21 protein-coding genes are annotated in these 21625 nt (G+C 52.9%); 13 read left to right on the forward strand and 8 right to left on the reverse strand.

All coding sequences use genetic code 11. From position 1 onward, the window contains the following. Positions 1-6 precede the first annotated feature (6 nt). Positions 7-780, forward strand: coding sequence for a histidine ABC transporter ATP-binding protein HisP (hisP, locus tag F4V72_RS16305; RefSeq protein WP_002954133.1), 774 nt, complete (start codon positions 7-9; stop codon positions 778-780). A 51-nt stretch (positions 781-831) separates the two neighbouring features. On the opposite strand, the gene F4V72_RS16310 is transcribed toward hisP, so the two are convergent. Continuing rightward, the gene (locus F4V72_RS16310) at positions 832-1725 is read right to left on the reverse strand and encodes a TIGR01777 family oxidoreductase (RefSeq protein ID WP_023248520.1); all 894 of its coding nucleotides are present in this window, start codon (positions 1723-1725) and stop codon (positions 832-834) included. A 133-nt stretch (positions 1726-1858) separates the two neighbouring features. After that, positions 1859-2506, reverse strand: a complete 648-nt coding sequence (gene yfcG, locus F4V72_RS16320) for a GSH-dependent disulfide bond oxidoreductase (protein WP_023248519.1) — start codon at positions 2504-2506, stop codon at positions 1859-1861. 142 nt (positions 2507-2648) lie between these two features. Between yfcG and yfcF the strand changes: the two genes are divergently transcribed. The 3 genes from yfcF to yfcD are packed head-to-tail and all read left to right on the forward strand — an operon-like array spanning position 2649 to position 4511. Continuing rightward, positions 2649-3293 carry a glutathione transferase gene (gene yfcF, locus F4V72_RS16325; protein ID WP_023248518.1) on the forward strand — a complete coding sequence of 215 codons (645 nt, stop codon included), beginning with the start codon at positions 2649-2651 and terminating at the stop codon, positions 3291-3293. Between the two features lie 55 nt (positions 3294-3348). Then, a complete protein-coding gene (gene yfcE / locus F4V72_RS16330) occupies positions 3349-3900 on the forward strand; it encodes a phosphodiesterase (protein ID WP_023248517.1) in 552 nt (183 codons plus the stop codon). Between the two features lie 56 nt (positions 3901-3956). Continuing rightward, on the forward strand, positions 3957-4511 hold the full coding sequence (gene yfcD / locus F4V72_RS16335) for an NUDIX hydrolase YfcD (RefSeq protein WP_000230215.1): 555 nt from the start codon (positions 3957-3959) through the stop codon (positions 4509-4511). A gap of 5 nt (positions 4512-4516) precedes the next feature. Here yfcD and F4V72_RS16340 read toward each other — a convergent pair whose 3' ends face one another. Then, on the reverse strand, positions 4517-5536 hold the full coding sequence (locus tag F4V72_RS16340; protein ID WP_000026946.1) for a LacI family DNA-binding transcriptional regulator: 1020 nt from the start codon (positions 5534-5536) through the stop codon (positions 4517-4519). Between the two features lie 252 nt (positions 5537-5788). Between F4V72_RS16340 and F4V72_RS16345 the strand changes: the two genes are divergently transcribed. The 5 genes from F4V72_RS16345 to F4V72_RS16365 all read left to right on the forward strand — a co-directional run bounded on the left by F4V72_RS16345 (position 5789) and on the right by F4V72_RS16365 (position 9771). Next, entirely contained in the window at positions 5789-6232 is a 444-nt protein-coding gene (locus F4V72_RS16345; protein ID WP_000901809.1) for a PTS sugar transporter subunit IIA, read from the forward strand. Positions 6233-6313: 81 nt separating this feature from the next. Next, positions 6314-6586 carry a PTS sugar transporter subunit IIB gene (locus F4V72_RS16350; protein WP_000699818.1) on the forward strand — a complete coding sequence of 91 codons (273 nt, stop codon included), beginning with the start codon at positions 6314-6316 and terminating at the stop codon, positions 6584-6586. Positions 6587-6606: 20 nt separating this feature from the next. Then, positions 6607-7998: a PTS ascorbate transporter subunit IIC gene (locus F4V72_RS16355; protein ID WP_001804488.1), complete on the forward strand. Its 1392-nt coding sequence runs from the start codon at positions 6607-6609 to the stop codon at positions 7996-7998. After that, positions 7995-8825, forward strand: coding sequence for a transketolase (locus F4V72_RS16360; RefSeq protein WP_001103274.1), 831 nt, complete (start codon positions 7995-7997; stop codon positions 8823-8825). The genes F4V72_RS16355 and F4V72_RS16360 overlap by 4 nt, the downstream gene beginning before the upstream one ends. Continuing rightward, complete coding sequence (locus F4V72_RS16365) at positions 8818-9771, forward strand: transketolase family protein (protein ID WP_053530040.1); 954 nt, start codon at positions 8818-8820, stop codon at positions 9769-9771. Before F4V72_RS16360 ends, F4V72_RS16365 begins: the two co-directional genes overlap by 8 nt. Positions 9772-9819: 48 nt before the next feature. On the opposite strand, the gene yfcC is transcribed toward F4V72_RS16365, so the two are convergent. The 3 genes from yfcC to ackA form a co-directional block, all read right to left on the reverse strand. Then, positions 9820-11340 (reverse strand): putative basic amino acid antiporter YfcC, encoded by a 1521-nt coding sequence (gene yfcC / locus F4V72_RS16370; RefSeq protein WP_023248514.1) that lies wholly within the window; start codon positions 11338-11340, stop codon positions 9820-9822. Positions 11341-11558: 218 nt separating this feature from the next. Further along, positions 11559-13703 carry a phosphate acetyltransferase gene (gene pta, locus F4V72_RS16375; RefSeq protein WP_000086695.1) on the reverse strand — a complete coding sequence of 715 codons (2145 nt, stop codon included), beginning with the start codon at positions 13701-13703 and terminating at the stop codon, positions 11559-11561. A gap of 76 nt (positions 13704-13779) precedes the next feature. Then, a complete protein-coding gene (gene ackA / locus F4V72_RS16380) occupies positions 13780-14982 on the reverse strand; it encodes an acetate kinase (RefSeq protein ID WP_023248513.1) in 1203 nt (400 codons plus the stop codon). A 339-nt stretch (positions 14983-15321) separates the two neighbouring features. Here ackA and yfbV point away from each other — a divergent pair, with 339 nt between their 5' ends. The 4 genes from yfbV to F4V72_RS16400 all read left to right on the forward strand — a co-directional run bounded on the left by yfbV (position 15322) and on the right by F4V72_RS16400 (position 18927). Further along, positions 15322-15777 carry a terminus macrodomain insulation protein YfbV gene (gene yfbV / locus F4V72_RS16385; RefSeq protein ID WP_000106617.1) on the forward strand — a complete coding sequence of 152 codons (456 nt, stop codon included), beginning with the start codon at positions 15322-15324 and terminating at the stop codon, positions 15775-15777. An 82-nt stretch (positions 15778-15859) separates the two neighbouring features. Then, a complete protein-coding gene (locus tag F4V72_RS16390; RefSeq protein ID WP_000426135.1) occupies positions 15860-16354 on the forward strand; it encodes a YfbU family protein in 495 nt (164 codons plus the stop codon). Continuing rightward, on the forward strand, positions 16347-17024 hold the full coding sequence (locus F4V72_RS16395; protein WP_077944395.1) for a sugar phosphatase: 678 nt from the start codon (positions 16347-16349) through the stop codon (positions 17022-17024). The genes F4V72_RS16390 and F4V72_RS16395 overlap by 8 nt, the downstream gene beginning before the upstream one ends. 76 nt (positions 17025-17100) lie before the next feature. Further along, the gene (locus F4V72_RS16400) at positions 17101-18927 is read left to right on the forward strand and encodes an SLC13 family permease (RefSeq protein ID WP_136058167.1); all 1827 of its coding nucleotides are present in this window, start codon (positions 17101-17103) and stop codon (positions 18925-18927) included. A gap of 96 nt (positions 18928-19023) precedes the next feature. Here the strand turns inward: F4V72_RS16400 and yfbR are convergent, their stop codons facing one another. Next, positions 19024-19623, reverse strand: a complete 600-nt coding sequence (gene yfbR, locus F4V72_RS16405; RefSeq protein WP_053507762.1) for a 5'-deoxynucleotidase — start codon at positions 19621-19623, stop codon at positions 19024-19026. 93 nt (positions 19624-19716) lie between these two features. After that, positions 19717-20931 (reverse strand): alanine transaminase AlaA, encoded by a 1215-nt coding sequence (gene alaA, locus F4V72_RS16410; protein WP_000074543.1) that lies wholly within the window; start codon positions 20929-20931, stop codon positions 19717-19719. Positions 20932-21625 lie beyond the last annotated feature (694 nt).

Consider the following 21625-nt stretch of genomic DNA (forward strand, 5'->3'; position numbering starts at 1 on the left):
AACATGATGTCAGAAAATAAATTAAACGTTATCGATTTGCACAAACGCTACGGCGGTCATGAAGTGCTGAAAGGGGTATCGCTGCAGGCCAGCGCCGGAGATGTGATTAGCATCATCGGCTCGTCCGGCTCCGGTAAAAGCACTTTTTTGCGCTGCATTAACTTCCTCGAAAAACCGAGCGAAGGCGCGATTATCGTGAACGGTCAGAACATTAATCTGGTGCGTGACAAAGACGGACAGCTCAAAGTGGCGGATAAAAATCAGCTACGCTTGTTGCGTACCCGCCTGACGATGGTGTTTCAGCACTTTAACCTCTGGAGCCACATGACGGTGCTGGAAAATGTGATGGAAGCGCCGATTCAGGTACTGGGATTAAGCAAGCACGACGCGCGCGAGCGGGCGCTGAAATATCTGGCGAAGGTGGGGATTGATGAGCGCGCTCAGGGAAAATATCCTGTCCATCTTTCCGGCGGCCAACAGCAGCGCGTTTCTATTGCGCGCGCGCTGGCGATGGAACCTGACGTTTTACTGTTCGATGAACCTACTTCGGCGCTCGATCCTGAACTGGTCGGCGAAGTGTTGCGCATCATGCAACAACTGGCGGAAGAAGGCAAAACGATGGTGGTGGTCACGCATGAAATGGGCTTCGCCCGCCATGTCTCTTCGCACGTTATTTTTCTGCATCAGGGGAAAATTGAAGAAGAGGGCGATCCGGAGCAGGTGTTCGGCAATCCGCAAAGCCCGCGTTTACAGCAGTTCCTGAAAGGCTCGCTGAAATAAAAGAAACCCGGCGGCGCGTCGCTTACCGGGTAGGATAAGGCGCTTTGGGAACTAGCGAATCACATCCGCCAGCGCCTCTTCTAAATCATACCAGCGAAATGCGAATCCGGCGGCTTCAAGCCGTTTTGGCAGCGCCCGCTGTCCGCCCAGTACCAGCACTGACGACTCTCCCATCAATAAGCGAATTGCCGTCGCCGGAATGCGAATAATCGCCGGGCGGCGCAGCGCGCGACCCAGCGCATGAGCAAACTGCTCATTATGGACGGGATACGGCGAGACCATATTGAAGGGACCGCGAAGATCGTTATCCAGCAGCCACAGGATGCCGTTGACCATATCGTCAATGTGAATCCAGGCCAGGTATTGCCGACCATTACCCACCGGACCGCCGAGACCGAGGCGGAACGGCGGAACCATTTTCCCCAGAATCCCGCCTTGCGGCGCCAGGACGACGCCGGTACGCAGCAGACAGACGCGGGTCTGGTCGTTCTGCGCGCGACAGGCAATCTGTTCCCAGAGGGCGCAAAGTTTATGCGTAAATTCATTGTGCGGCGGTTCGTCTTCAGTGACGACAACGTCGCCCAGATCGCCGTAATAGCCCGTGGCGGAGCCGGATATCAACACCGCGGGCGGCGTTGCGCTGGCATGAATTAAATCCACCAACTTTTGCGTGATAGCCCAGCGGCTTTGGCACAACCGTTCTTTTTGTTGCGACGTCCAGCGCTTGTCGGCAATCGGTTCGCCCGCCAGATTGATGATGGCATCAATCTCATTGAGGTGCTCACGTTCCGCCAGCCCTTTCCATAATGTCACTCTGGAATCAAGAATCTGACGCGCGTTATCGGGATTGCGCGTAACGACCGTCACCTGATGCCCCAGTGTTAATAGCCGAGGAATAAGGTGACGCCCAATCAGGCCCGTACCGCCGGTAATCAGAATCTGCATATGACCTCCAGAGTAGGGAGGATTACCTCTTCCCTAATGTCAGGTTTTTAATACGAATAATGGCGTCAGGCTGTGCCATTGCAGGCTTGTTCCGTGTATCAACCTCCACATCATACATGAGAATAGTGCCGCGTTACTCTTTCGTACTGTTACAGTGCAGTTGCGCTTGTAACATAGCGCGCGCTGTCGCAGGACGCGTGCGAATGCGTTCAAACCAGTTATACACCGCCGGGTATGTATCAAGATCGATTCGCTGACGCTGATGCGCGTTAACCCACGGCCAACTGGCGATATCCGCAATACTGTAGTGGTCACCGCCCAACCATGGGGAGGCTTCCAGGCGTTTATTCAGAACGTTGTATAAGCGTTGCGTTTCAACCTGATAGCGTTCAATCGCATAGGGGATTGCCTGCGGCGCAAAGTGGTTAAAGTGATGGTTTTGGCCCAGCATTGGCCCCAACCCGCCGACCTGCCAGAACAACCATTGCAGCGTGGTATGGCGTTCACGCAGCTCCCCGCTAAGCAGTTTGCCGCTTTTTTCCGCCAGGTAGAGAAGAATTTCACCGGATTCAAAAAGACTAAGCGGTTGACCGCCGTCTGTCGGGGCGTGATCGACGATGGCAGGAATTTTATTATTGGGAGAGATAGCCAAAAAATCGGGGCGAAACTGATTGCCCTTGCTGATATCCACTTTTAGCAAACGATACGCCAGCTCCGCCTCTTCCAGAAACAGCGTTATTTTATGCCCGTTGGGCGTGGGGGCGTAGTAAAGGTCAATCATTTTGGCTCCTGCATGTGCGTAAATAGTCTGGGCTGAATTAAGTATAGAAAGCCTCCTGACGTGTGTGAGTTTTCATCAGGTGACAGCAGGCGAAAGACGCTATATTTTGGGGAGAAATCTAATACGCCCTCAAGAGGACATTATGAGTAAGCCTGTTATTGTGCTGTGGTCGGATGCGAACTTTTTCTCTCCCTACGTATTGTCCGCCTGGGTGGCGTTACAAGAAAAAGGGCTTTCCTTTACGCTGAAAACCCGCGATCTGGGCAAGGGAGAACATCTGCAACCTGGCTGGCGGGGATATGCGCTGACGCAGCGCGTACCAGTGCTTGAGACAGACGATTTTGAGCTCAGCGAGTCGTCCGCTATTGCGGAATACCTGGAGGAGCGTTTCGCGCCGCCGCAGTGGGAGCGTATCTACCCGCACGATTTACAAAAACGCGCCCGCGCGCGACAGATTCAGGCGTGGCTACGCAGCGATTTACTGCCGCTTCGCGAAGAACGGCCTACCGACGTGGTGTTTGCCGGGGCGAAAAAAGCGCCGCTAAGCGAGGCTGGAAAAGCCAGCGCGGCAAAACTGTTTGCGACGGCTGAAGCGCTATTGGGGCAGGGAACGCAAAATTTATTTGGCGAATGGTGCATTGCCGATACCGATCTGGCATTGATGATCAATCGTCTGGCGCTGCATGGCGATGACGTGCCGGCGTCGCTGGCGGCGTATGCGACGTTCCAGTGGCAACGTGCTTCCGTACAGCGTTTTATTGCGCTTTCCTCGAAGCGTTCAGGCTGAAAATCTGTTCATATTCCAGTATCATAACGCCGTTTTTCACAACGAGGAGTGAGCGATGAAACTGATGTTCGCATCGGACATTCATGGTTCTTTACCCGCCACGGAACGCGTGCTTGAGCGGTTCGCGCAAAGCGGCGCGCGTTGGCTGGTGATATTGGGCGACGTCCTTAACCACGGCCCGCGAAATGCGCTGCCTGAAGGCTATGCGCCCGCCGAGGTTGCCGAACGCCTGAATGCGGTGGCGACGCAGATTATTGCCGTGCGTGGCAACTGCGATAGCGAAGTGGATCAGATGCTACTGCATTTCCCGATAACTGCGCCGTGGCAGCAAATATTGACGCAAGAGAGGCGGCTATTTTTAACGCATGGGCATCTCTTCGGGCCGACGAATCTGCCCGCTCTGCATGCTGGCGATGTGTTGGTTTATGGTCATACGCATCTGCCGGTGGCGCAACAGCAGGAAGGGCTGTATCACTTTAATCCTGGGTCGGTGAGCATCCCGAAAGGCGGGTATGCGGCAAGCTACGGCATTCTGGATGATAATGTGTTGAGCGTAATCGCACTCAATGATCAAAGTATCATTGCGCAGGTCGCAATTAACTCGTAATTTACCTCACAAACGTAAATGCGCCGTAAGAGCGCCAGAAATAAGAAGGTTTCCTGATGGTGGAACAGCGTCGTTTGGCAAGTACGGAATGGGTGGATATTGTGAATGAAGATAATGAAGTCATTGCACAGTCCAGCCGGGAACAGATGCGTGCGCAACGCTTACGGCATCGTGCGACGTATATCGTCGTTCACGATGGTATGGGTAAAATTCTGGTGCAGCGTCGTACCGAAACAAAAGATTTTTTGCCCGGTATGTTAGATGCTACCGCAGGCGGCGTGGTCCAGGCTGATGAGCAGCTACTGGAATCTGCCCGCCGCGAAGCGGAAGAAGAGTTGGGTATTGCAGGCGTGCCGTTTGCCGAACACGGTCTGTTTTACTTTGAAGACCAACATTGTCGGGTCTGGGGCGCGCTGTTTAGCTGCGTTTCCCACGGGCCTTTTGCGCTTCAGGAAGATGAAGTCAGCGAAGTTTGTTGGCTGACCCCGGAGGAGATCACCGCGCGCTGTGATGAATTTACGCCGGACTCGCTGAAAGCGCTGGCGCTGTGGATGACCCGCAACGCCAAAAACGAAGCCGCGCTTCAGGAGAAACCGGAAGAGACGGAATAAGCATCTTAGCAGCTTTCCCGCATACATAAACTGGAGGCGATGGATTTTCGATCGCTCCAGTTTCCCTGATTTAACCTTTCCAGTAGCGCCCGCCCGGCTTCGCTGCCAATCTTACGATGCGGTACGGCCATTGTTGTTAACGGCGGCTGGCAGACCCGGCTGACATCGCTATCGCCAAACCCGACAACCGCTAAATCGTCCGGAACTTTGATACGCCGTCGTTGGCACTCGTATAACGCGCCGCAGGCCAGCTCATCCGATACGCATACCAGCGCGTCCAGCTCCGGCCACGCCAGTAAAAACTCCGGCAGTTGCGATGCGCCGGTAGAAAAATTGGGCGGCAAGGCGGCATTAATTACCCGGTTGGGCGACATATGGTGGCGCAGCATCGCTTTGTACCAGCCATGCAGATGTTGCTGAAAAATCCACTGCTCCTGATTGGCGCACAGCAGTCCGATATTCTGATAACCGCGCTGAATCAGCATTTCCGTCAGCTCATACATTGCCGCAACGTTATCAATGCCGATATTCATATCAATAGGATCGCTGCGAATCGCGCCCATCTCCATCACCGGGATAGAGGCATTTTTCAGCCACTGGCGCACGGTATCGCTATGTTCGACGCTAAGCAGAATCGCCGCGGCAATGTTGGAAGCCAGCAGCGTTTCGAGCAGCTTCTCCTCTTGCTCTACGCGATGCTGCGATTCCGCCAGCATAATCTGGTAGCCTGCGGGCTGTAAAATCTGTTGCAGCCCGGCAAACATTTCAGAACACCCCGCTTCCGCAAGGTTCGGTACGACCATCGCGATGGTGTGCGAGGAGGCAGACGCCAGCGCGCTGGCGGCGAGATTAGGCATATAGCCCAGCTCATGCACTGCCGCTTCGATTTTTTCCCGGAGTTTATCAGAGACCTGTTCCGGCGTACGTAAGGCTCGTGATACGGTCATCGTGCCTACACCGGCAAGTTGGGCTACATCGGCGATAGTCACTTTACCGGTACTACGCCGTTTACGGGGTATCGACATACAAATTCCTGCGTCATTACAACATGTTGAGATGCTTTTTTATTGTCGTTCTTTGCTTCGCATGACTGGCAGTATACGCCTTAAATCCGCTTTTTTGCTGTGATTTCACACGATGATTTTAATTTGATAGCGCTATCACAATTCTGAGTAATAGTCTCTGGTAGCGCTATCTTTGTGATAACGATCGCAGCTAATATCGAATGGCTTGAATAAAGTTTGTTCATAATTTGATACACCGTGGGGGCGAATAACATGCTGGGAACCTGGTTATCTGACGCAACCATCACGCTTCAGGAGAGCGTGGAAACGTGGCCGCAGGCGCTGGAAATTTGCGGCAAACCCCTGCTGGACGCAGGCGTTATCGCACCGGAATACATTACGGCGATTGTTCAGCAGCACCAAAAGCTTGGGCCGTATTATGTATTAGCGCCGGGGTTAGCGATGCCGCATGCGAGGCCGGAAGAGGGGGCGAAAGGGTTAGGTTTATCGTTACTGAAACTACAGCGCGGCGTTTCATTTGGCGCAGACGAGTTCGATCCGGTTGACATCATTATTATGCTGGCGGCGCCTGATAAGCACAGTCATATCGAAATGATATCGGCGCTGGCGGAATTATTTTCCAGTGATGTAGATATGGAAAAATTACATCAGGCAAAAAACCTGGAGGACATTAAAAAGATTATTGATCGTTTCTGATTTTATTACATTTCTTTTGCTGTAAATAACATTGCGCCCGTGCGTGATGCAGACCGACTCTACTTTTAAAAGGTGACAATAATGAAAATCATGGCAATTTGCGGTTCCGGCCTGGGTAGTAGTTTTATGGTAGAAATGAACATTAAAAAAGTATTAAAGAAACTCAATATTGACGCCGAGGTGGAACACTCCGATCTCTCATCGGCCACGCCCGGGGCCGCCGATCTTTTTGTAATGGCCAAAGATATCGCGGCCAGCGCCAGCGTACCGGAAAGCCAACTGGTGGTGATCAATAACATCATCGACATCAACGAACTGGAAACGCAACTGCGCGCATGGTTCGCTAAACAATAATTTTTGCTGGCGAGGTGGATATGTTTATCCTTGAAACGCTGAATTTTGTTGTTGATATTTTAAAAGTGCCATCGGTGCTTGTAGGGTTAATTGCTCTTATTGGTCTGGTGGCGCAAAAAAAAGCGTTTTCCGATGTGGTAAAAGGCACGATTAAAACTATTTTAGGTTTTATTGTGCTTGGCGGCGGCGCAACCGTACTGGTGGGTTCATTAAACCCGCTGGGTGGTATGTTTGAACACGCTTTTAATATTCAGGGCATAATTCCTAATAATGAAGCGATAGTCTCAATCGCGCTGGAGAAATATGGCGCGTCCACGGCGTTAATTATGGCATTTGGTATGGTGGCCAATATTGTCGTGGCGCGCTTTACGCGTCTTAAATATATCTTTTTGACCGGGCATCACACCTTTTACATGGCCTGTATGATTGGCGTAATCCTGACCGTGGCGGGTTTCGAGGGCGTAGGGCTGGTATTCACCGGATCGCTGATCCTGGGACTGGTGATGGCCTTCTTCCCGGCGTTGGCCCAGCGCTATATGAGGCGGATTACCGGCACCGATGACATTGCGTTTGGTCACTTTGGTACCCTGGGATATGTGCTTTCCGGCTGGATTGGCAGCCTGTGTGGTAAAGGCTCCCGCTCCACGGAAGAGATGAACCTGCCGAAAAACCTCAGTTTTTTGCGCGACAGTTCTATCTCAATTTCGCTGACCATGATGATTATCTATCTGATCATGGCAGTCAGCGCAGGGCGTGACTATGTCGAAGCGACGTTTAGCGGTGGGCAAAACTATCTGGTGTACGCCATCATCATGGCGATCACCTTCGCCGCCGGCGTGTTCATCATTCTACAAGGCGTTCGTCTGATTCTGGCGGAAATTGTTCCGGCCTTTACCGGTTTTTCAGAAAAACTGGTGCCAAACGCACGTCCGGCGTTGGACTGTCCGGTGGTGTATCCCTATGCCCCTAACGCGGTGCTGATTGGCTTCCTGTTCAGCTTCCTCGGTGGACTGGTGGGACTTTTCCTGCTCGGACAGATGAAGCTTGTGCTGATCCTGCCTGGCGTAGTGCCGCACTTCTTTACCGGCGCGACCGCAGGCGTCTTTGGCAATGCCACCGGCGGTCGTCGTGGCGCGATGATCGGCGCATTTGCTAATGGGTTATTAATCACTTTCCTGCCAGTGCTGTTACTGCCGGTTCTCGGCGCGATCGGCTTCGCCAATACCACGTTCTCGGATGCTGACTTTGGCGCAATCGGTATTTTGCTGGGCAACCTGGCGCGTTATCTGTCGCCGATGGCTATCACGGGGCTGGTGGTGGCGCTATTTGCGCTACTGGTGGCGTACAACGTGTTGGCCAAAAACAAAAAAGCGAATGCCGAAGTGCAGGAAAATAGCGGAGCGAAAGAATGAACGTAACCGAAATCACCCAACTGGCGCGCGAGATTCGCGTCGCTACGCTCAAATCCTTAACCCATCTTGGCTTTGGTCACTATGGCGGCAGCATGTCGGTAGTAGAAACTCTGGCGGTTCTGTACGGCGCGGTGATGAAAATCGATCCTGCCGACCCGGACTGGCCGGAGCGTGATTACTTCGTGCTGTCGAAAGGCCATGCGGGCCCCGCCTTGTACAGTACCCTGGCGATTAAAGGCTATTTCCCGCGCGAAGAGCTGAATACGCTTAACCAGAACGGCACCCGTCTGCCCAGCCATCCGGATCGGCTAAAAACGCGCGGCGTGGACGCCACGACCGGCTCACTGGGACAGGGTATCTCTATTGCGGGCGGTATGGCGCTGTCGCATAAACTGGCGCGGCGACCCAACCGGGTATTTTGCATTGTCGGCGATGGGGAGTTGAATGAAGGGCAGTGCTGGGAGGCGTTTCAGTTTATTGCCCACCACCGCCTGAATAATCTGACCGTTTTCATTGACTGGAACAAACAGCAGCTTGATGGCGAGCTGGAGGAGATTATCAATCCGTTCGATCTGGAAGGGAAATTCCGCGCGTTTGGTTTCGATGTCGTCACCGTCAAAGGCGATGATATCGCCGGACTACTGGCGGTCGTTCAGCCAGTGCCGCCCGCCGATGCCCAACCACGGGTAGTGATCCTTGACAGCATTAAAGGGCAGGGGGTGCCATGCCTGGAGCAGTTAACGAATTCTCACCATTTACGCCTGACGGATGATATGAAGCAGACGCTCAATGAGGCCATTCATCAACTGGAGGTCACGCATGATTAAGCTTGCGCCCGCAGGGCTTAAAGACGATATCGAAATGCGCAAAGTTTACGCCGGTTTTGTCGCCAGGCAGATTGAGGCCGGAAGCCCAATTATTGCGCTTGAGGCTGATTTAATGAGCTCGATGGCGATGGACAGCGTGGCGCGTGACTACCCGCAGCATGTCATTAACTGCGGTATTATGGAGGCGAATGTGATTGGCACGGCGGCGGGACTGGCGCTGACCGGTCGCAAACCGTTTGTGCATACCTTTACCGCTTTTGCCAGCCGTCGCTGTTTTGACCAGCTCTTTATGGCGCTGGATTATCAGCGTAACAACGTCAAAGTGATCGCCTCCGATGCCGGAGTGACGGCGTGCCATAACGGTGGCACCCATATGTCTTTTGAAGATATGGGGATTGTTCGCGGGCTGGCGCACTCCGTAGTACTGGAGGTGACGGATGCGGTGATGTTCGCGGATATTTTACGCCAGCTAATGGACCTGGACGGTTTTTACTGGCTGCGTACCATCCGTAAGCAGGCGCCGAGTATCTATGCGCCAGGCTCTACCTTTACCATTGGCAAGGGCAACGTACTGCGCGAAGGCGATGATATTACGCTTATCGCTAACGGCATTATGGTGGCTGAGGCGCTGGAGGCGGCGCGCCAACTGGAGCAGGAAGGCGTGAGCGCTGCGGTCATTGATATGTTCACCTTAAAGCCTATCGATCGCATGTTGGTGAAAAACTACGCGGAAAAAACGCGGCGTATCGTCACTTGTGAAAACCACAGCATCCATAATGGACTAGGGTCAGCGGTGGCGGAAGTACTGGTGGAAAATTGCCCGGTGCCGATGCGCCGTGTTGGCGTCAAAGAGCGTTATGGGCAGGTAGGAACGCAGGATTTCTTACAAAAAGAGTACGGACTCACCGCCGCCGCGATTGTAGAAGCAGCGAAATCAATGCTTTAATCATGGAGATATTGCCGGATGACGCTGATGCTCATCCGGCATTTTGGATCAATGATATCCCATCATCTGCGCGCCAATGACGACTACACTGGACATAATAAACAGCAGTCCCAGCAGCGACGCCCCCACTTTAAGCCAGTTGCGAAAATCGACCCGGCACACGCCCAGCGTGGCCATCAGCGAGGCCGATGTCGGATAGATAATATGGCTGAAGCCATCACCAAACTGGAAGGCCAGGACAGTCACCTGACGGTTAACGCCGACCAGATCACCGAGCGGCGCCAGCAATGGCATGGTTAACGCCGCCTGACCCGAACCGGACGTCACAAAGAAATTAAATACCGCCTGGAAGAGCAGCATAAACCAGGCGGCGATAGCATTATTAAGCCCGCTGATGCCATGCGCGATACTATTAAGCAGCGTATTAAGCACGCTGGGTTCCCCGGCTTCGCCATTGCCGACCAGCAGCAGAATGCCTTTGGCAAAACCCACCAGTAACGCGGGCGCGATCATCATTCTCGCCCCTTCGGTGAATGAGGACGCCATTACGTTGACCGTCATGCCGTTGAGGCGGAAGATAACGCCGATGAGGCCGATCACCACGCCCATGGTAAAAAACTGGCTGGCGATTTCCGGAATAAACCAGGCGTGGACAATCACGCCCCAGACGACCCAAATCATTACGCCGGTCAGGACCAGCAGTACCAGCCAGTCACCGAAGGTGAAAGGGCGCTGGACGACTTCATCCTGCTGTTCGCGGAAATAGCGATCGGATTCGTGGACGCGGGAAAGCTGCGGATTCTTTTTCACGCGTGAGGCGTAGACCAGGGTAAAAACCAGCCCAATCAGCGTGGCGACAACCCAGACCACAATACGCAGCCCGGAGCCGGAAAGTACCGGTACGCCGGCAATCCCCTGGGCGACGACCACGCAGAAGGGATTCATCCACGAACTGGCAAAGCCAATTTGGGTGGCGATATAGGTCACCAGGACAGTGGTAATGCTGTCATAGCCCAGCCTGACCATCAGCGGGGCAATGATAATCGCAAAGGCGACCGCTTCTTCGCCCATGCCAAATACGGCGCCCCCTAATGAAAAGAGGACAAATAGCACCGGAATAAACAGGACTTCGTTGCCCCGCGTGTGGCGAATCAGCGCCAGAATGCCGTTATCCACGGTGCCGGTACGCATCACGATGCCGAATGCGCCGCCAATCACCAACATAAACATAATGATGCCGACGGCAGTGCCAAATTTCGATCCGGATGTTAACCCTTCAAACGGAAAATTCATCAGCCCCGGTCTCTCATCGCCAGTGGTGAAAAATTGTACGCGATGATACTGCGCTTCCCCGGCCTCATTGGTCACAATGCGAAAAGAGTGCGGATCGACGACTTTGCGGGTTTTTGTCTGACCATCGACCTGATACTGCACTTCCTGGCTATCAAACATCCCAACGGGCACGACCCAAGTGGCGATACTGGTTAAAATGGCGACAAAAAAGATGATGACCAGCGTATCGGGCATCGCCCATTTTCTGGCTGGTTTTGATTCTGTAACGACAGACATGACGGACTATCCCTGTTGCAAAGCAAAGAGGCTAAGTATGAGAAGAAGGGAATAGTTATTCATTGATGCAGCGCAGTTAAGCAAAAAATTCCGGGTTTGCATGGTAAATAACAGAATGCCGAATGGCGATGCTAACGCGTCTTATCCGGCCTACAACGGTATCTCATCTGTAGGCCGGACAAGGCGTTCACGCCACCATCCGGCATTGGCTTTTACTGTTACTGCTGCTGTTGAGAAGCCTGGATCGCCGTCAGGGCGATGGTGTAGACGATATCGTCAACCAGCGCGCCACGGGACAGGTCGTTCACCGGCTTGCGCATACCCTGCAACATCGGCCCGATGGAGATCAGGTCGGCAGAACGCTGTACCGCTTTGTAGGTGGTATTACCGGTGTTCAGATCCGGGAAGATGAACACGGTAGCGCGACCAGCAACCGGCGAGTTCGGCGCTTTGGATTTCGCTACGTCAGCCATAACCGCGGCGTCGTACTGCAACGGACCGTCGATCATCAGGTCAGGACGTTTTTCCTGCGCCAGACGCGTCGCTTCGCGTACTTTCTCTACGTCGCTGCCCGCGCCAGAGGTGCCGGTGGAGTAGGAGAGCATCGCGACACGCGGTTCGATACCGAAGGCAATAGCGGAATCCGCAGACTGAATCGCGATTTCTGCCAGTTGTTCAGCAGTCGGGTCTGGGTTGATTGCGCAGTCGCCGTAAACGTAAACCTGTTCCGGCAGCAACATGAAGAACACAGAAGAGACCAGAGAACTGCCCGGCGCCGTTTTAATAAGCTGCAGCGGCGGACGGATGGTGTTGGCGGTGGTATGAACCGCGCCGGAAACCAGACCGTCGACTTCGTCCTGCTCCAGCATCAGCGTGCCGAGCACCACGTTGTCTTCCAGCTGCTCACGGGCAACCGGTTCGGTCATACCTTTGCTCTTACGCAGCTCAACCAGGCGGGCGACATAGCTTTCACGCACCACTTCCGGATCGACGATTTCAATGCCTGCGCCCAGCTCAACGCCCTGGGATGCCGCGACGCGGTTGATTTCATCCGGGTTGCCAAGCAGTACGCAAGTGGCGATGCCGCGTTCAGCGCAGATTGCCGCCGCTTTGACGGTACGCGGTTCGTCGCCTTCCGGCAGCACTACGCGTTTACCGGCTTTACGCGCCAGCTCAGTCAGTTGGTAGCGGAACGCTGGCGGAGAGAGACGACGGCTACGTTCGGAAGTGGCGGTCAGCGACTCGATCCAGTCAGCGTTAACGTAGTTCGCGACATATTCCTGAACTTTCTCGATGCGTTCGTGGTCATCAACCGGGACTTCCAGATTGAAGCTTTGCAGGCTCAGCGAGGTCTGCCAGGTGTTGGTGTTCACCATAAAGACCGGCAGGCCAGTGGCGAATGCGCGTTCGCACAGTTTAGAAATGCGCGCGTCCATTTCATAGCCGCCGGTCAGCAGCAGGGCGCCGATTTCTACGCCGTTCATCGCGGCCAGGCAAGCAGCGACCAGGACGTCCGGACGGTCAGCGGAGGTCACTAACAACGACCCTGCGCGGAAATGTTCCAGCATATGCGGAATACTACGCGCGCAGAACGTGACGGATTTAACGCGGCGGGTTTTGATATCGCCTTCGTTAATGATGGTTGCGTTCAGGTGACGCGCCATATCGATAGCGCGGGTCGCAATCAGGTCGAAGCTCCACGGCACCGCGCCCAGAACCGGCAGCGGGCTGGATTCCTGCAGTTTAGCAGGATCGATTTTGATCACCTGGGCTTTGGAAGAGTCGTCAAAGATCTCCGACAGATCCGGGCGAGTACGGCCTTGTTCATCAACCGGCGCATTCAGTTTGTTGACGATAACGCCGGTGATGTTGGTGTTTTTCGCGCCGCCGAAGCTGCTGCGCGTCAGTTCGATACGTTCGTTCAGCTGTTCTGGCGTGTCGGTACCCTGAGACATGACAAAAACGATTTCCGCATTCAGCGTTTTCGCGATTTCATAGTTCAGAGACTGAGCGAACTGATGTTTACGGGTCGGAACCAGACCTTCAACCAGCACCACTTCCGCGTCTTTGGTATTCGCGTGGTAGTTTGCGATGATCTCTTCCATCAGCACGTCTTTCTGGTTGCTGGAGAGCAGAGATTCAACGTGGCTCATCTTCAGCGGTTCAGCCGCGGGCAGGGTAGAGTTCGCGCGAACGATAGTGGTGGTCTGGTCAGGCGCATCGCCGCCAGCGCGAGGCTGGGCGATAGGCTTAAAGACGCTCAGACGAACGCCTTTGCGTTCCATAGCACGGATGACGCCGAGGCTGACGCTGGTCAGGCCGACGCTGGTTCCGGTAGGGATCAGCATAATAATACGGGACACGGTTTATCCTCTTTCGTTACCGCCAGGCTCAGGCGGGATACAAAACAGCACCGCCAGCTAGGCTGGCGGTGTAAAATCAGGCAGTCAGACGGCTCGCGTCTTGCGCGATGACCAGTTCTTCGTTGGTTGGGATCACCACCGCAGGGCGAGTGCCTTCTTTGTTGATGAAACCAGATTTGCCGAAGCGGGCTGCCAGGTTACGTTCGTGGTCGACTTCAAAGCCCAGCACGCCCAGTTTACCCAGAGACAGTTCACGCACCATCGCGGCGTTTTCACCGATACCGCCGGTGAACACGACTGCATCCAGACGACCGTCCATCAGAGCGGTGTAAGAACCGATGTATTTCGCCAGGCGGTGGCAGTAAACGTCCATCGCACGTTTTGCGTCTTCTTTGGTGGCGTAGTTGTCTTCAACATAACGGCAGTCGCTGGTCACTTCAGTCAGACCCAGCAGACCGGACTCTTTGGTCAGCATTTTGTTGATCTGATCCACGCTCATGCCCAGAGTGTCGTGCAGGTGGAAGATAATCGCAGGGTCGATATCGCCGGAACGGGTACCCATGACCAGGCCTTCCAGCGGGGTCAGACCCATAGAGGTATCCACGCATTTACCGTTACGGATAGCGGAAACAGAACCGCCGTTGCCCAGGTGGCAGGTGATAATGTTCAGTTCTTCTACCGGCTTGTTCAGAATTTTTGCCGCTTCCTGAGTCACATAGAAGTGGCTGGTGCCGTGTGCGCCATAGCGACGAACGCCGTGTTCTTTATACAGGCTGTACGGCAGGGCATACAGGTAAGACTCTTCTGGCATGGTCTGATGGAAGGCAGTGTCGAATACTGCAACGTTTTTATCTTTCAGCTGCGGGAAAGATTTCAGCGCTTCGGCGATACCAATCAGGTGAGCCGGGTTATGCAGCGGTGCGAAAGAGGCGGAATCTTTGATGCCCTGAATGACGGACTCATCAATGACGACGGAGCGGGTATACTTCTCGCCGCCGTGTACGATACGGTGACCAATTGCAGTTAACTGCGCAGACAGTTCTGGTTTTTGTGCCAGAATAGTGTTAACGATAAAGTTTAGCGCTTCACTGTGAGCGGCGCCTGCACCTAAAGCCGCTTCTTGTTTACTGCCGTCCATTTTCCATTTGATGCGTGCTTCTGGCAGATGGAAACATTCGGCTAAACCAGAAAGGTATTCATCACCGTTAACTGCATCAATAATTGCAAATTTCAGTGAAGAACTACCGCAGTTCAGAACCAGTACTAACTTACTCGACATGGAAGTACCTATTTATGATACGTGGCTAAAAAAACGTCAGTGAGCCATAGAGCGTAGCGCATGATAGCCCTGACATTTATGATTAACATCATGCGCAGGAGTTTTTTTGGGCATGATGGAAGAAATACCTTTGAGTCTATGCCATTTTGCGTATTTTTCAGCCAATGGCATACTATGTATAATATTGACGACTCAATGCTTTTAAACTACCGGCCTTTGACAGGCCGACACAGGATACCTGATAGTGGGTATCGAAGACAAAATGTTTTGAACGTTGTCCCTCGCAGTTGCTGTTTTGCACAAATTTTTTAAATTTTATATGTGAAGTTGAGGTAGGCCATGTCGACACCGGATAATCGCTCCGTAAATTTTTTTAGCTTATTCCGCCGGGGGCAGCACTACGCGAAGACGTGGCCGATGGAAAAGCGGCTGGCACCCGTTTTCGTCGAAAACCGCGTAATTCGTATGACGCGCTATGCCATACGATTTATGCCGCCTGTCGCGGTCTTTACGTTATGCTGGCAGATAGCGCTGGGCGGTCAGTTAGGTCCGGCCGTGGCGACCGCCCTGTTCGCCCTGAGCTTGCCCATGCAGGGATTATGGTGGTTAGGGAAACGTTCCGTGACGCCATTGCCGCCTTCAATCCTCAACTGGTTTTACGAAGTTCGCGGCAAATTGCAGGAAGCCGGACAAGCGCTGGCACCGGTAGAAGGAAAGCCGGATTACCAGGCATTAGCTGACACGCTTAAGCGCGCCTTCAAACAACTGGATAAAACTTTCCTGGATGATTTGTAATTGACCCCGGATTACGCATATAAAAGAAGGCATACCAATACCTTCTTTTTTTCATCGCCATAGCGTGATACAGGAGTTCAAAATGGAAATGACCAACGCGCAACGTCTGATTTTGTCTAACCAGTACAAAATGATGACGATGCTCGATCCCACCAACGCCGAGCGTTACCGTCGCTTACAAACAATTATTGAACGTGGCTACGGCCTGCAGATGCGCGAGCTGGATCGCGAGTTTGGCGAGCTGACGGAAGAGACCTGTCGTACCATCATCGATATTATGGAGATGTACCATGCGCTGCACGTCTCCTGGACCAACCTCAAAGATACGCAAGCCATCGACGAACGTCGCGTCACCTTCCTGGGGTTTGACGCCGCGACGGAAGCGCGCTACCTCGGCTATGTCCGTTTTATGGTGAATATAGAAGGGCGCTACACTCACTTTGACGCCGGGACGCACGGCTTTAATGCCCAGACGCCGATGTGGGAAAAATACCAGCGGATGTTGAATGTCTGGCACGCCTGTCCGCGTCAGTACCACCTGAGCGCGAATGAAATCAATCAAATCATTAATGCCTGAGGAGGTTCGCGTGCAGTGTAAAGGCTTTCTGTTTGATCTGGATGGAACGTTGGTTGACTCATTACCTGCCGTTGAACGCGCGTGGTGTAACTGGGCCGATCGCTTTAACCTTGCTCATGATGAGGTGCTGGGCTTTATTCATGGCAAACAGGCGATGACCTCGTTGCGGCATTTTATGGCGGGTAAATCGGAGGCGGAAATTGCCGCTGAGTTTACGCGCCTGGAGCAAATAGAAGCCACTGAAACTGCAGGGATCACCGCGTTGCCGGGGGCAGCCGATTTACTTAATCACCTGAATAAAGCGGGCATTCCGTGGGCTATCGTTACCTCCGGTTCAATGCCGGTCGCGCGTGCGCGCCATCAGGTCGCGGGCCTTCCCGCGCCAGAGGTGTTTGTCACCGCCGAACGAGTCAAACGCGGCAAACCGGAGCCGGATGCGTATTTGCTCGGCGCACAACTGCTTGGCCTGGCCCCTCAGGAGTGCGCCGTAGTGGAAGATGCCCCGGCTGGCGTGCTGTCCGGGCTGGCTGCGGGCTGCCATGTCATTGCGGTCAATGCGCCGGCCGACACGCCGCGTCTGGCGGATGTTGATTTTGTGTTGGATAGCCTGACGCAATTGTCGGTCGCTAAACAACCAAACGGTGATGTGGTGGTGTTAAGAAAGACCTGATCATGATATCGCCCCGCCCTGGCGGGGCATATTTATGGCAGAATCGCATTATCTTCTCATCTGACAAGGATATGTTGTGAACGGTGAATTGATTTGGGTTCTCTCTTTACTGGCGGTTGCCGTTGTGCTGTTTGCGACGGGCAAAGTACGTATGGATGCGGTGGCTTTATTCGTCATTGTTGCTTTTGTCCTTAGTGGTACCTTGACCCTTCCGGAAGCCTTTTCCGGCTTCAGCGATCCGAATGTCATTCTTATCGCCGCCTTATTTATTATTGGCGACGGTCTTGTGCGTACCGGCGTTGCTACGGTGGTCGGTACCTGGCTGGTTAAAATGGCGGGCAGCAGTGAAATCAAGATGCTGGTTTTACTGATGATCACTGTCGCCGGGCTTGGCGCTTTCATGAGTTCAACCGGCGTGGTGGCGATTTTTATCCCCGTTGTTCTTAGCGTTTCTATGCATATGCAGACCTCGCCTTCGCGCCTGATGATGCCGCTTAGCTTTGCCGGGCTTATCAGCGGAATGATGACGCTGGTGGCGACGCCGCCGAACCTGGTGGTTAACAGTGAACTGCTGCGTGAAGGCCTGCACGGGTTCAGCTTTTTTAGCGTGACGCCGCTGGGGGTAGTGGTGCTGGCGCTCGGCATTGTTTATATGCTGGTGATGCGCTTCATGCTAAAAGGCGATACGCCCGGACAACAGGCCGGTAAGCGGCGCACTTTCCGCGATCTTATCCGTGATTACCGCCTGACGGGACGCGCTCGCCGTCTGGCGATTCGCCCCGGTTCGCCGATGGTGGGACAGCGGCTGGACGACCTTAAACTGCGCGAACGTTACGGCGCCAATGTTATCGGCGTTGAACGCTGGCGGCGCTTTCGGCGGGTTATCGTCAATGTGAACGGCGTATCGGAGTTTCGTGCTCGCGACGTTCTGCTGATTGATATGTCGGCGGCGGAGGTTGACCTCAGAGAGTTTTGCGCCGAACAACTTCTGGAACCGATGGTATTGCGTGGAGAATATTTTTCCGATCAGGCGTTAGATGTCGGGATGGCGGAAATTTCGCTTATTCCGGAGTCTGAACTGATAGGCAAGTCGGTGCGGGAAATCGCCTTCCGTACACGTTACGGGCTGAATGTGGTCGGCCTGAAACGCGACGGCGTCGAGCTGGAAGGATCGCTGGCCGATGAGTCGTTATTGATGGGCGATATCATTCTGGTTGTGGGGAACTGGAAGTTAATCAGCCAGCTTGGGCAAAAAGGTCGCGACTTTGTGGTGCTGAATATGCCGGTCGAGGTCAGCGAAGCCTCTCCAGCGCACAGCCAGGCGCCGCACGCCATTTTCTGCCTGGTACTTATGGTGGCGCTGATGTTAACCGATGAAATTCCCAACCCGATCGCGGCGATTATCGCCTGCCTGCTGATGGGGAAATTTCGCTGTATTGATGCTGAAAGCGCCTATAAAGCGATCCACTGGCCGAGTATTATTTTGATTGTGGGTATGATGCCGTTTGCGCTGGCGTTGCAAAAAACCGGCGGCGTCTCTCTGGTGGTGAAAGGGTTAATGGATATCGGCGGCGGCTATGGGCCGTATATGATGCTGGGATGCCTGTTCGTGCTGTGTGCCGCCATAGGGTTGTTTATTTCTAACACGGCAACGGCGGTGCTGATGGCGCCGATTGCGCTGGCGGCGGCGAAGTCAATGGGCGTATCGCCCTATCCGTTTGCGATGGCGGTGGCGATGGCGGCATCCGCCGCCTTTATGACGCCGGTTTCATCGCCGGTCAATACGCTGGTTCTGGGGCCGGGAAACTATAGCTTTAGCGATTTTGTGAAGCTTGGCGTGCCGTTCACGCTTATTGTGATGGCGGTCTGTATTGTGATGATTCCGATGTTATTCCCGTTTTAACCATAGGCTGGAAAATGCCTGATGGCGCTACGCTTATCAGGCCTACGCTGGCGAACGTTGCGCCAGGCCGGATAAGGCACAGCCGCCATCCGGCAACTAAAGCGGTGAATCCTGGCTTATCTCGTCAAGAGAAAGATGGAAACTTGGCACGAACACCGCCATAAAATAGTCCATCTCCTGGCTGCGACGTAATTCCAGCGTTTTTTCCAGCCGCGTTTTCGCCAGCAAAAACTCATTATTCCCCGCCGATAACTCTTCCAGACATTTCAGGTAGGCGCAAAGCGCATCGGCCTGTTTCACGATTGCCTGTTCTTCTTCGCTCCAGGTATTCTCATCAATAAGCGGTGCGAAAATATCGCGTAATTCATCCGGTGCCATATCAACCAGCTTTTGCTGGGCGATTTTTTCGATCGCTTTATATTCCTGGGCTATCTGGGAATTAAAATATTTTACCGGCGTTGGCAGATCGCCGGTCAGTACTTCTGAGGCATCGTGATACATCGCCAGAAGCGCGATACGTTCAGCATTGAGCTGACCGCCAAATTTACGGTTTTTTATCGCCGCCAACGCATGGGCGACCATCGCCACCTGCAGGCTATGTTCGGAGACGTTTTCCGTACGCACGTTACGCATCAGCGGCCAGCGGTTAATCAACTTCATGCGGGAGAGATGGGCGAAAAAATGGCTCTGCTTCATAGATTACCTTATGTTTTCACTGCGGCAGACTTCATTGTGCGGGGAGGGAGATGAAGATGCAATTCAGGCTACCAAAGTAGCCTGAATTTAATATTATTGATGGTAGCCTGAGAGGAAGCGCCCAAAGCGGTTGATGGCCATCTCCAGGTCATCTTCACGTGGTAGCGTCACAATACGGAAGTGATCCGGCCACGGCCAGTTAAAGGCGGTTCCTTGCACCAGCAGCACCTTTTCCTGTAGCAGGAAGTCCAGCACCATCTTCTGGTCGTCGTGAATATTAAAACGTTTAGCGTCGATCCTGGGGAACATGTACAACGCGCCGCGCGGTTTCACGCAGGAAACGCCGGGGATATCGTTAATCAACTCCCAGGCGCGGTTACGTTGTTCATACAGACGACCGCCCGGCAGGATAAATTCGCTAATGCTTTGATAACCGCCGAGCGCGGTCTGAATGGCGTGTTGCGCCGGGACGTTGGCACACAACCGCATTGAGGCTAACATCTCCAGCCCTTCAATATAGCCCTTCGCATGTTTTTTCGGCCCGTTCAATACCATCCAGCCCTGACGGAATCCGGCGACGCGATAGGTTTTAGACAGACCGTTAAAGGTGATAGTTAGCAGGTCAGGCGCCAGTGCGGCGATAGAGTGATGTTCGGCATCGTCATAGAGAATCTTGTCATAAATTTCATCGGCGAAGATGATGAGATTATGCTCGCGCGCAATGGTGACAATTTCCATCAACAATTCTTTAGAATAGACGGCGCCAGTAGGGTTGTTTGGATTAATAATGACAATGCCGCGCGTACGTGGGGTGATTTTGGCGCGGATATCGTCAAGATCCGGGAACCAGTCGGAAGATTCATCGCAAAGATAATGTACCGCCTTGCCGCTGGAAAGCGATACTGCCGCCGTCCATAATGGATAGTCGGGCGCGGGAACCAGCATTTCATCGCCACTGTTAAGCAACGCCTGCATCGCCTGAACGATCAGTTCGGAAACGCCGTTACCGATATAGATATCTTCCACGGTCACATCGCGCATTCCACGGGCCTGATAATGCTGCATAATCGCTTTACGGGCGGAATAAAGCCCTTTCGAGTCGCAATATCCTTGCGCCGTCGGCAAATTACGAATGACATCGACCAGAATTTCGTCCGGCGCTTCGAATCCGAAGGGGGCGGGGTTGCCGATATTCAGTTTAAGAACTTTATTACCTTCTTCTTCAAGGCGTTTCGCTTCTTTCAGAACGGGACCACGAATGTCATAACAGACATTTTCGAGTTTGCTGGATTTTTCAATGGGGGACATGAATCTTGACCTTTTAGCTGTTATTGCCACTCCCTGCCGTGGAAGTCAGCACGAAACAATGTACTCCCACGACGGTGAGTTTTGAAGAGTTGGCAGAAGAAGATTTTGTTTATTTTTAACGCGCTTTCTCGTTGTTTAAAACTCTACAAAATCATTTTTATAGGTTTATTTTCTGTTTTTATTTATATATGTAGTTTTTTATTCTGCTTTATTGCTTGTGATGTGGTGTTTTATTTTGCTGAAAGTTGTCTGTTTTATGAGAGATAAGCATTCATCATTAGTGTAGCGTCGGCTATTTCGGAAATACTGAGCATTAACGGTGAAATGAGAAGGTTAGACCTTTCCGGCGCTAGGCGGTGTGAAACTATTGTTAAGTATAATTAATGAATGGTGGAAATCTTAATTAATTATTATTTAATATTTAAAAAGCATTTACTAAAGCCGTAATAATATCTTGCTGGTCCGATTAGTATAACATATCCCAGATTAAGATTATTCGTAATAATACTTATAAATATAGCGGTTTTAGGTTAAGATAATGATCCGAAACGGGGGCGTAGTCTGCGTTGTCTGCTAATTTTTATGACGCGAGTTTATACATAACCTATTGTTCAATATATTGTTTTTTGTATCATTGCATGTCAGTAAACTATTTGACGCTGTTACAAAATTTACACGTCCATCATTAGCAGAA

This window comes from Salmonella enterica subsp. diarizonae, assembly GCF_008692785.1.
GTDB classification, from domain to species: Bacteria; Pseudomonadota; Gammaproteobacteria; order Enterobacterales; family Enterobacteriaceae; genus Salmonella; species Salmonella diarizonae.

What these genes read in the sequence shown, in the direction of transcription:
- yfcD (WP_000230215.1), top strand. Translation starts at nt 3,957, where the DNA reads ATGGTGGAACAGCGTCGTTTGGCAAGTACGGAATGGGTGGATATTGTG.
- F4V72_RS16345 (WP_000901809.1), top strand. Translation starts at nt 5,789, where the DNA reads ATGCTGGGAACCTGGTTATCTGACGCAACCATCACGCTTCAGGAGAGC.
- F4V72_RS16395 (WP_077944395.1), top strand. Translation starts at nt 16,347, where the DNA reads ATGCCTGAGGAGGTTCGCGTGCAGTGTAAAGGCTTTCTGTTTGATCTG.
- yfbV (WP_000106617.1), top strand. Translation starts at nt 15,322, where the DNA reads ATGTCGACACCGGATAATCGCTCCGTAAATTTTTTTAGCTTATTCCGC.
- hisP (WP_002954133.1), top strand. Translation starts at nt 7, where the DNA reads ATGTCAGAAAATAAATTAAACGTTATCGATTTGCACAAACGCTACGGC.
- F4V72_RS16310 (WP_023248520.1), bottom strand. Translation starts at nt 1,725, where the DNA reads ATGCAGATTCTGATTACCGGCGGTACGGGCCTGATTGGGCGTCACCTT.
- ackA (WP_023248513.1), bottom strand. Translation starts at nt 14,982, where the DNA reads ATGTCGAGTAAGTTAGTACTGGTTCTGAACTGCGGTAGTTCTTCACTG.
- F4V72_RS16390 (WP_000426135.1), top strand. Translation starts at nt 15,860, where the DNA reads ATGGAAATGACCAACGCGCAACGTCTGATTTTGTCTAACCAGTACAAA.
- yfcF (WP_023248518.1), top strand. Translation starts at nt 2,649, where the DNA reads ATGAGTAAGCCTGTTATTGTGCTGTGGTCGGATGCGAACTTTTTCTCT.
- F4V72_RS16350 (WP_000699818.1), top strand. Translation starts at nt 6,314, where the DNA reads ATGAAAATCATGGCAATTTGCGGTTCCGGCCTGGGTAGTAGTTTTATG.
- F4V72_RS16365 (WP_053530040.1), top strand. Translation starts at nt 8,818, where the DNA reads ATGATTAAGCTTGCGCCCGCAGGGCTTAAAGACGATATCGAAATGCGC.
- F4V72_RS16340 (WP_000026946.1), bottom strand. Translation starts at nt 5,536, where the DNA reads ATGTCGATACCCCGTAAACGGCGTAGTACCGGTAAAGTGACTATCGCC.
- yfcC (WP_023248514.1), bottom strand. Translation starts at nt 11,340, where the DNA reads ATGTCTGTCGTTACAGAATCAAAACCAGCCAGAAAATGGGCGATGCCC.
- yfcE (WP_023248517.1), top strand. Translation starts at nt 3,349, where the DNA reads ATGAAACTGATGTTCGCATCGGACATTCATGGTTCTTTACCCGCCACG.
- yfbR (WP_053507762.1), bottom strand. Translation starts at nt 19,623, where the DNA reads ATGAAGCAGAGCCATTTTTTCGCCCATCTCTCCCGCATGAAGTTGATT.
- F4V72_RS16360 (WP_001103274.1), top strand. Translation starts at nt 7,995, where the DNA reads ATGAACGTAACCGAAATCACCCAACTGGCGCGCGAGATTCGCGTCGCT.
- yfcG (WP_023248519.1), bottom strand. Translation starts at nt 2,506, where the DNA reads ATGATTGACCTTTACTACGCCCCCACGCCCAACGGGCATAAAATAACG.
- F4V72_RS16355 (WP_001804488.1), top strand. Translation starts at nt 6,607, where the DNA reads ATGTTTATCCTTGAAACGCTGAATTTTGTTGTTGATATTTTAAAAGTG.
- alaA (WP_000074543.1), bottom strand. Translation starts at nt 20,931, where the DNA reads ATGTCCCCCATTGAAAAATCCAGCAAACTCGAAAATGTCTGTTATGAC.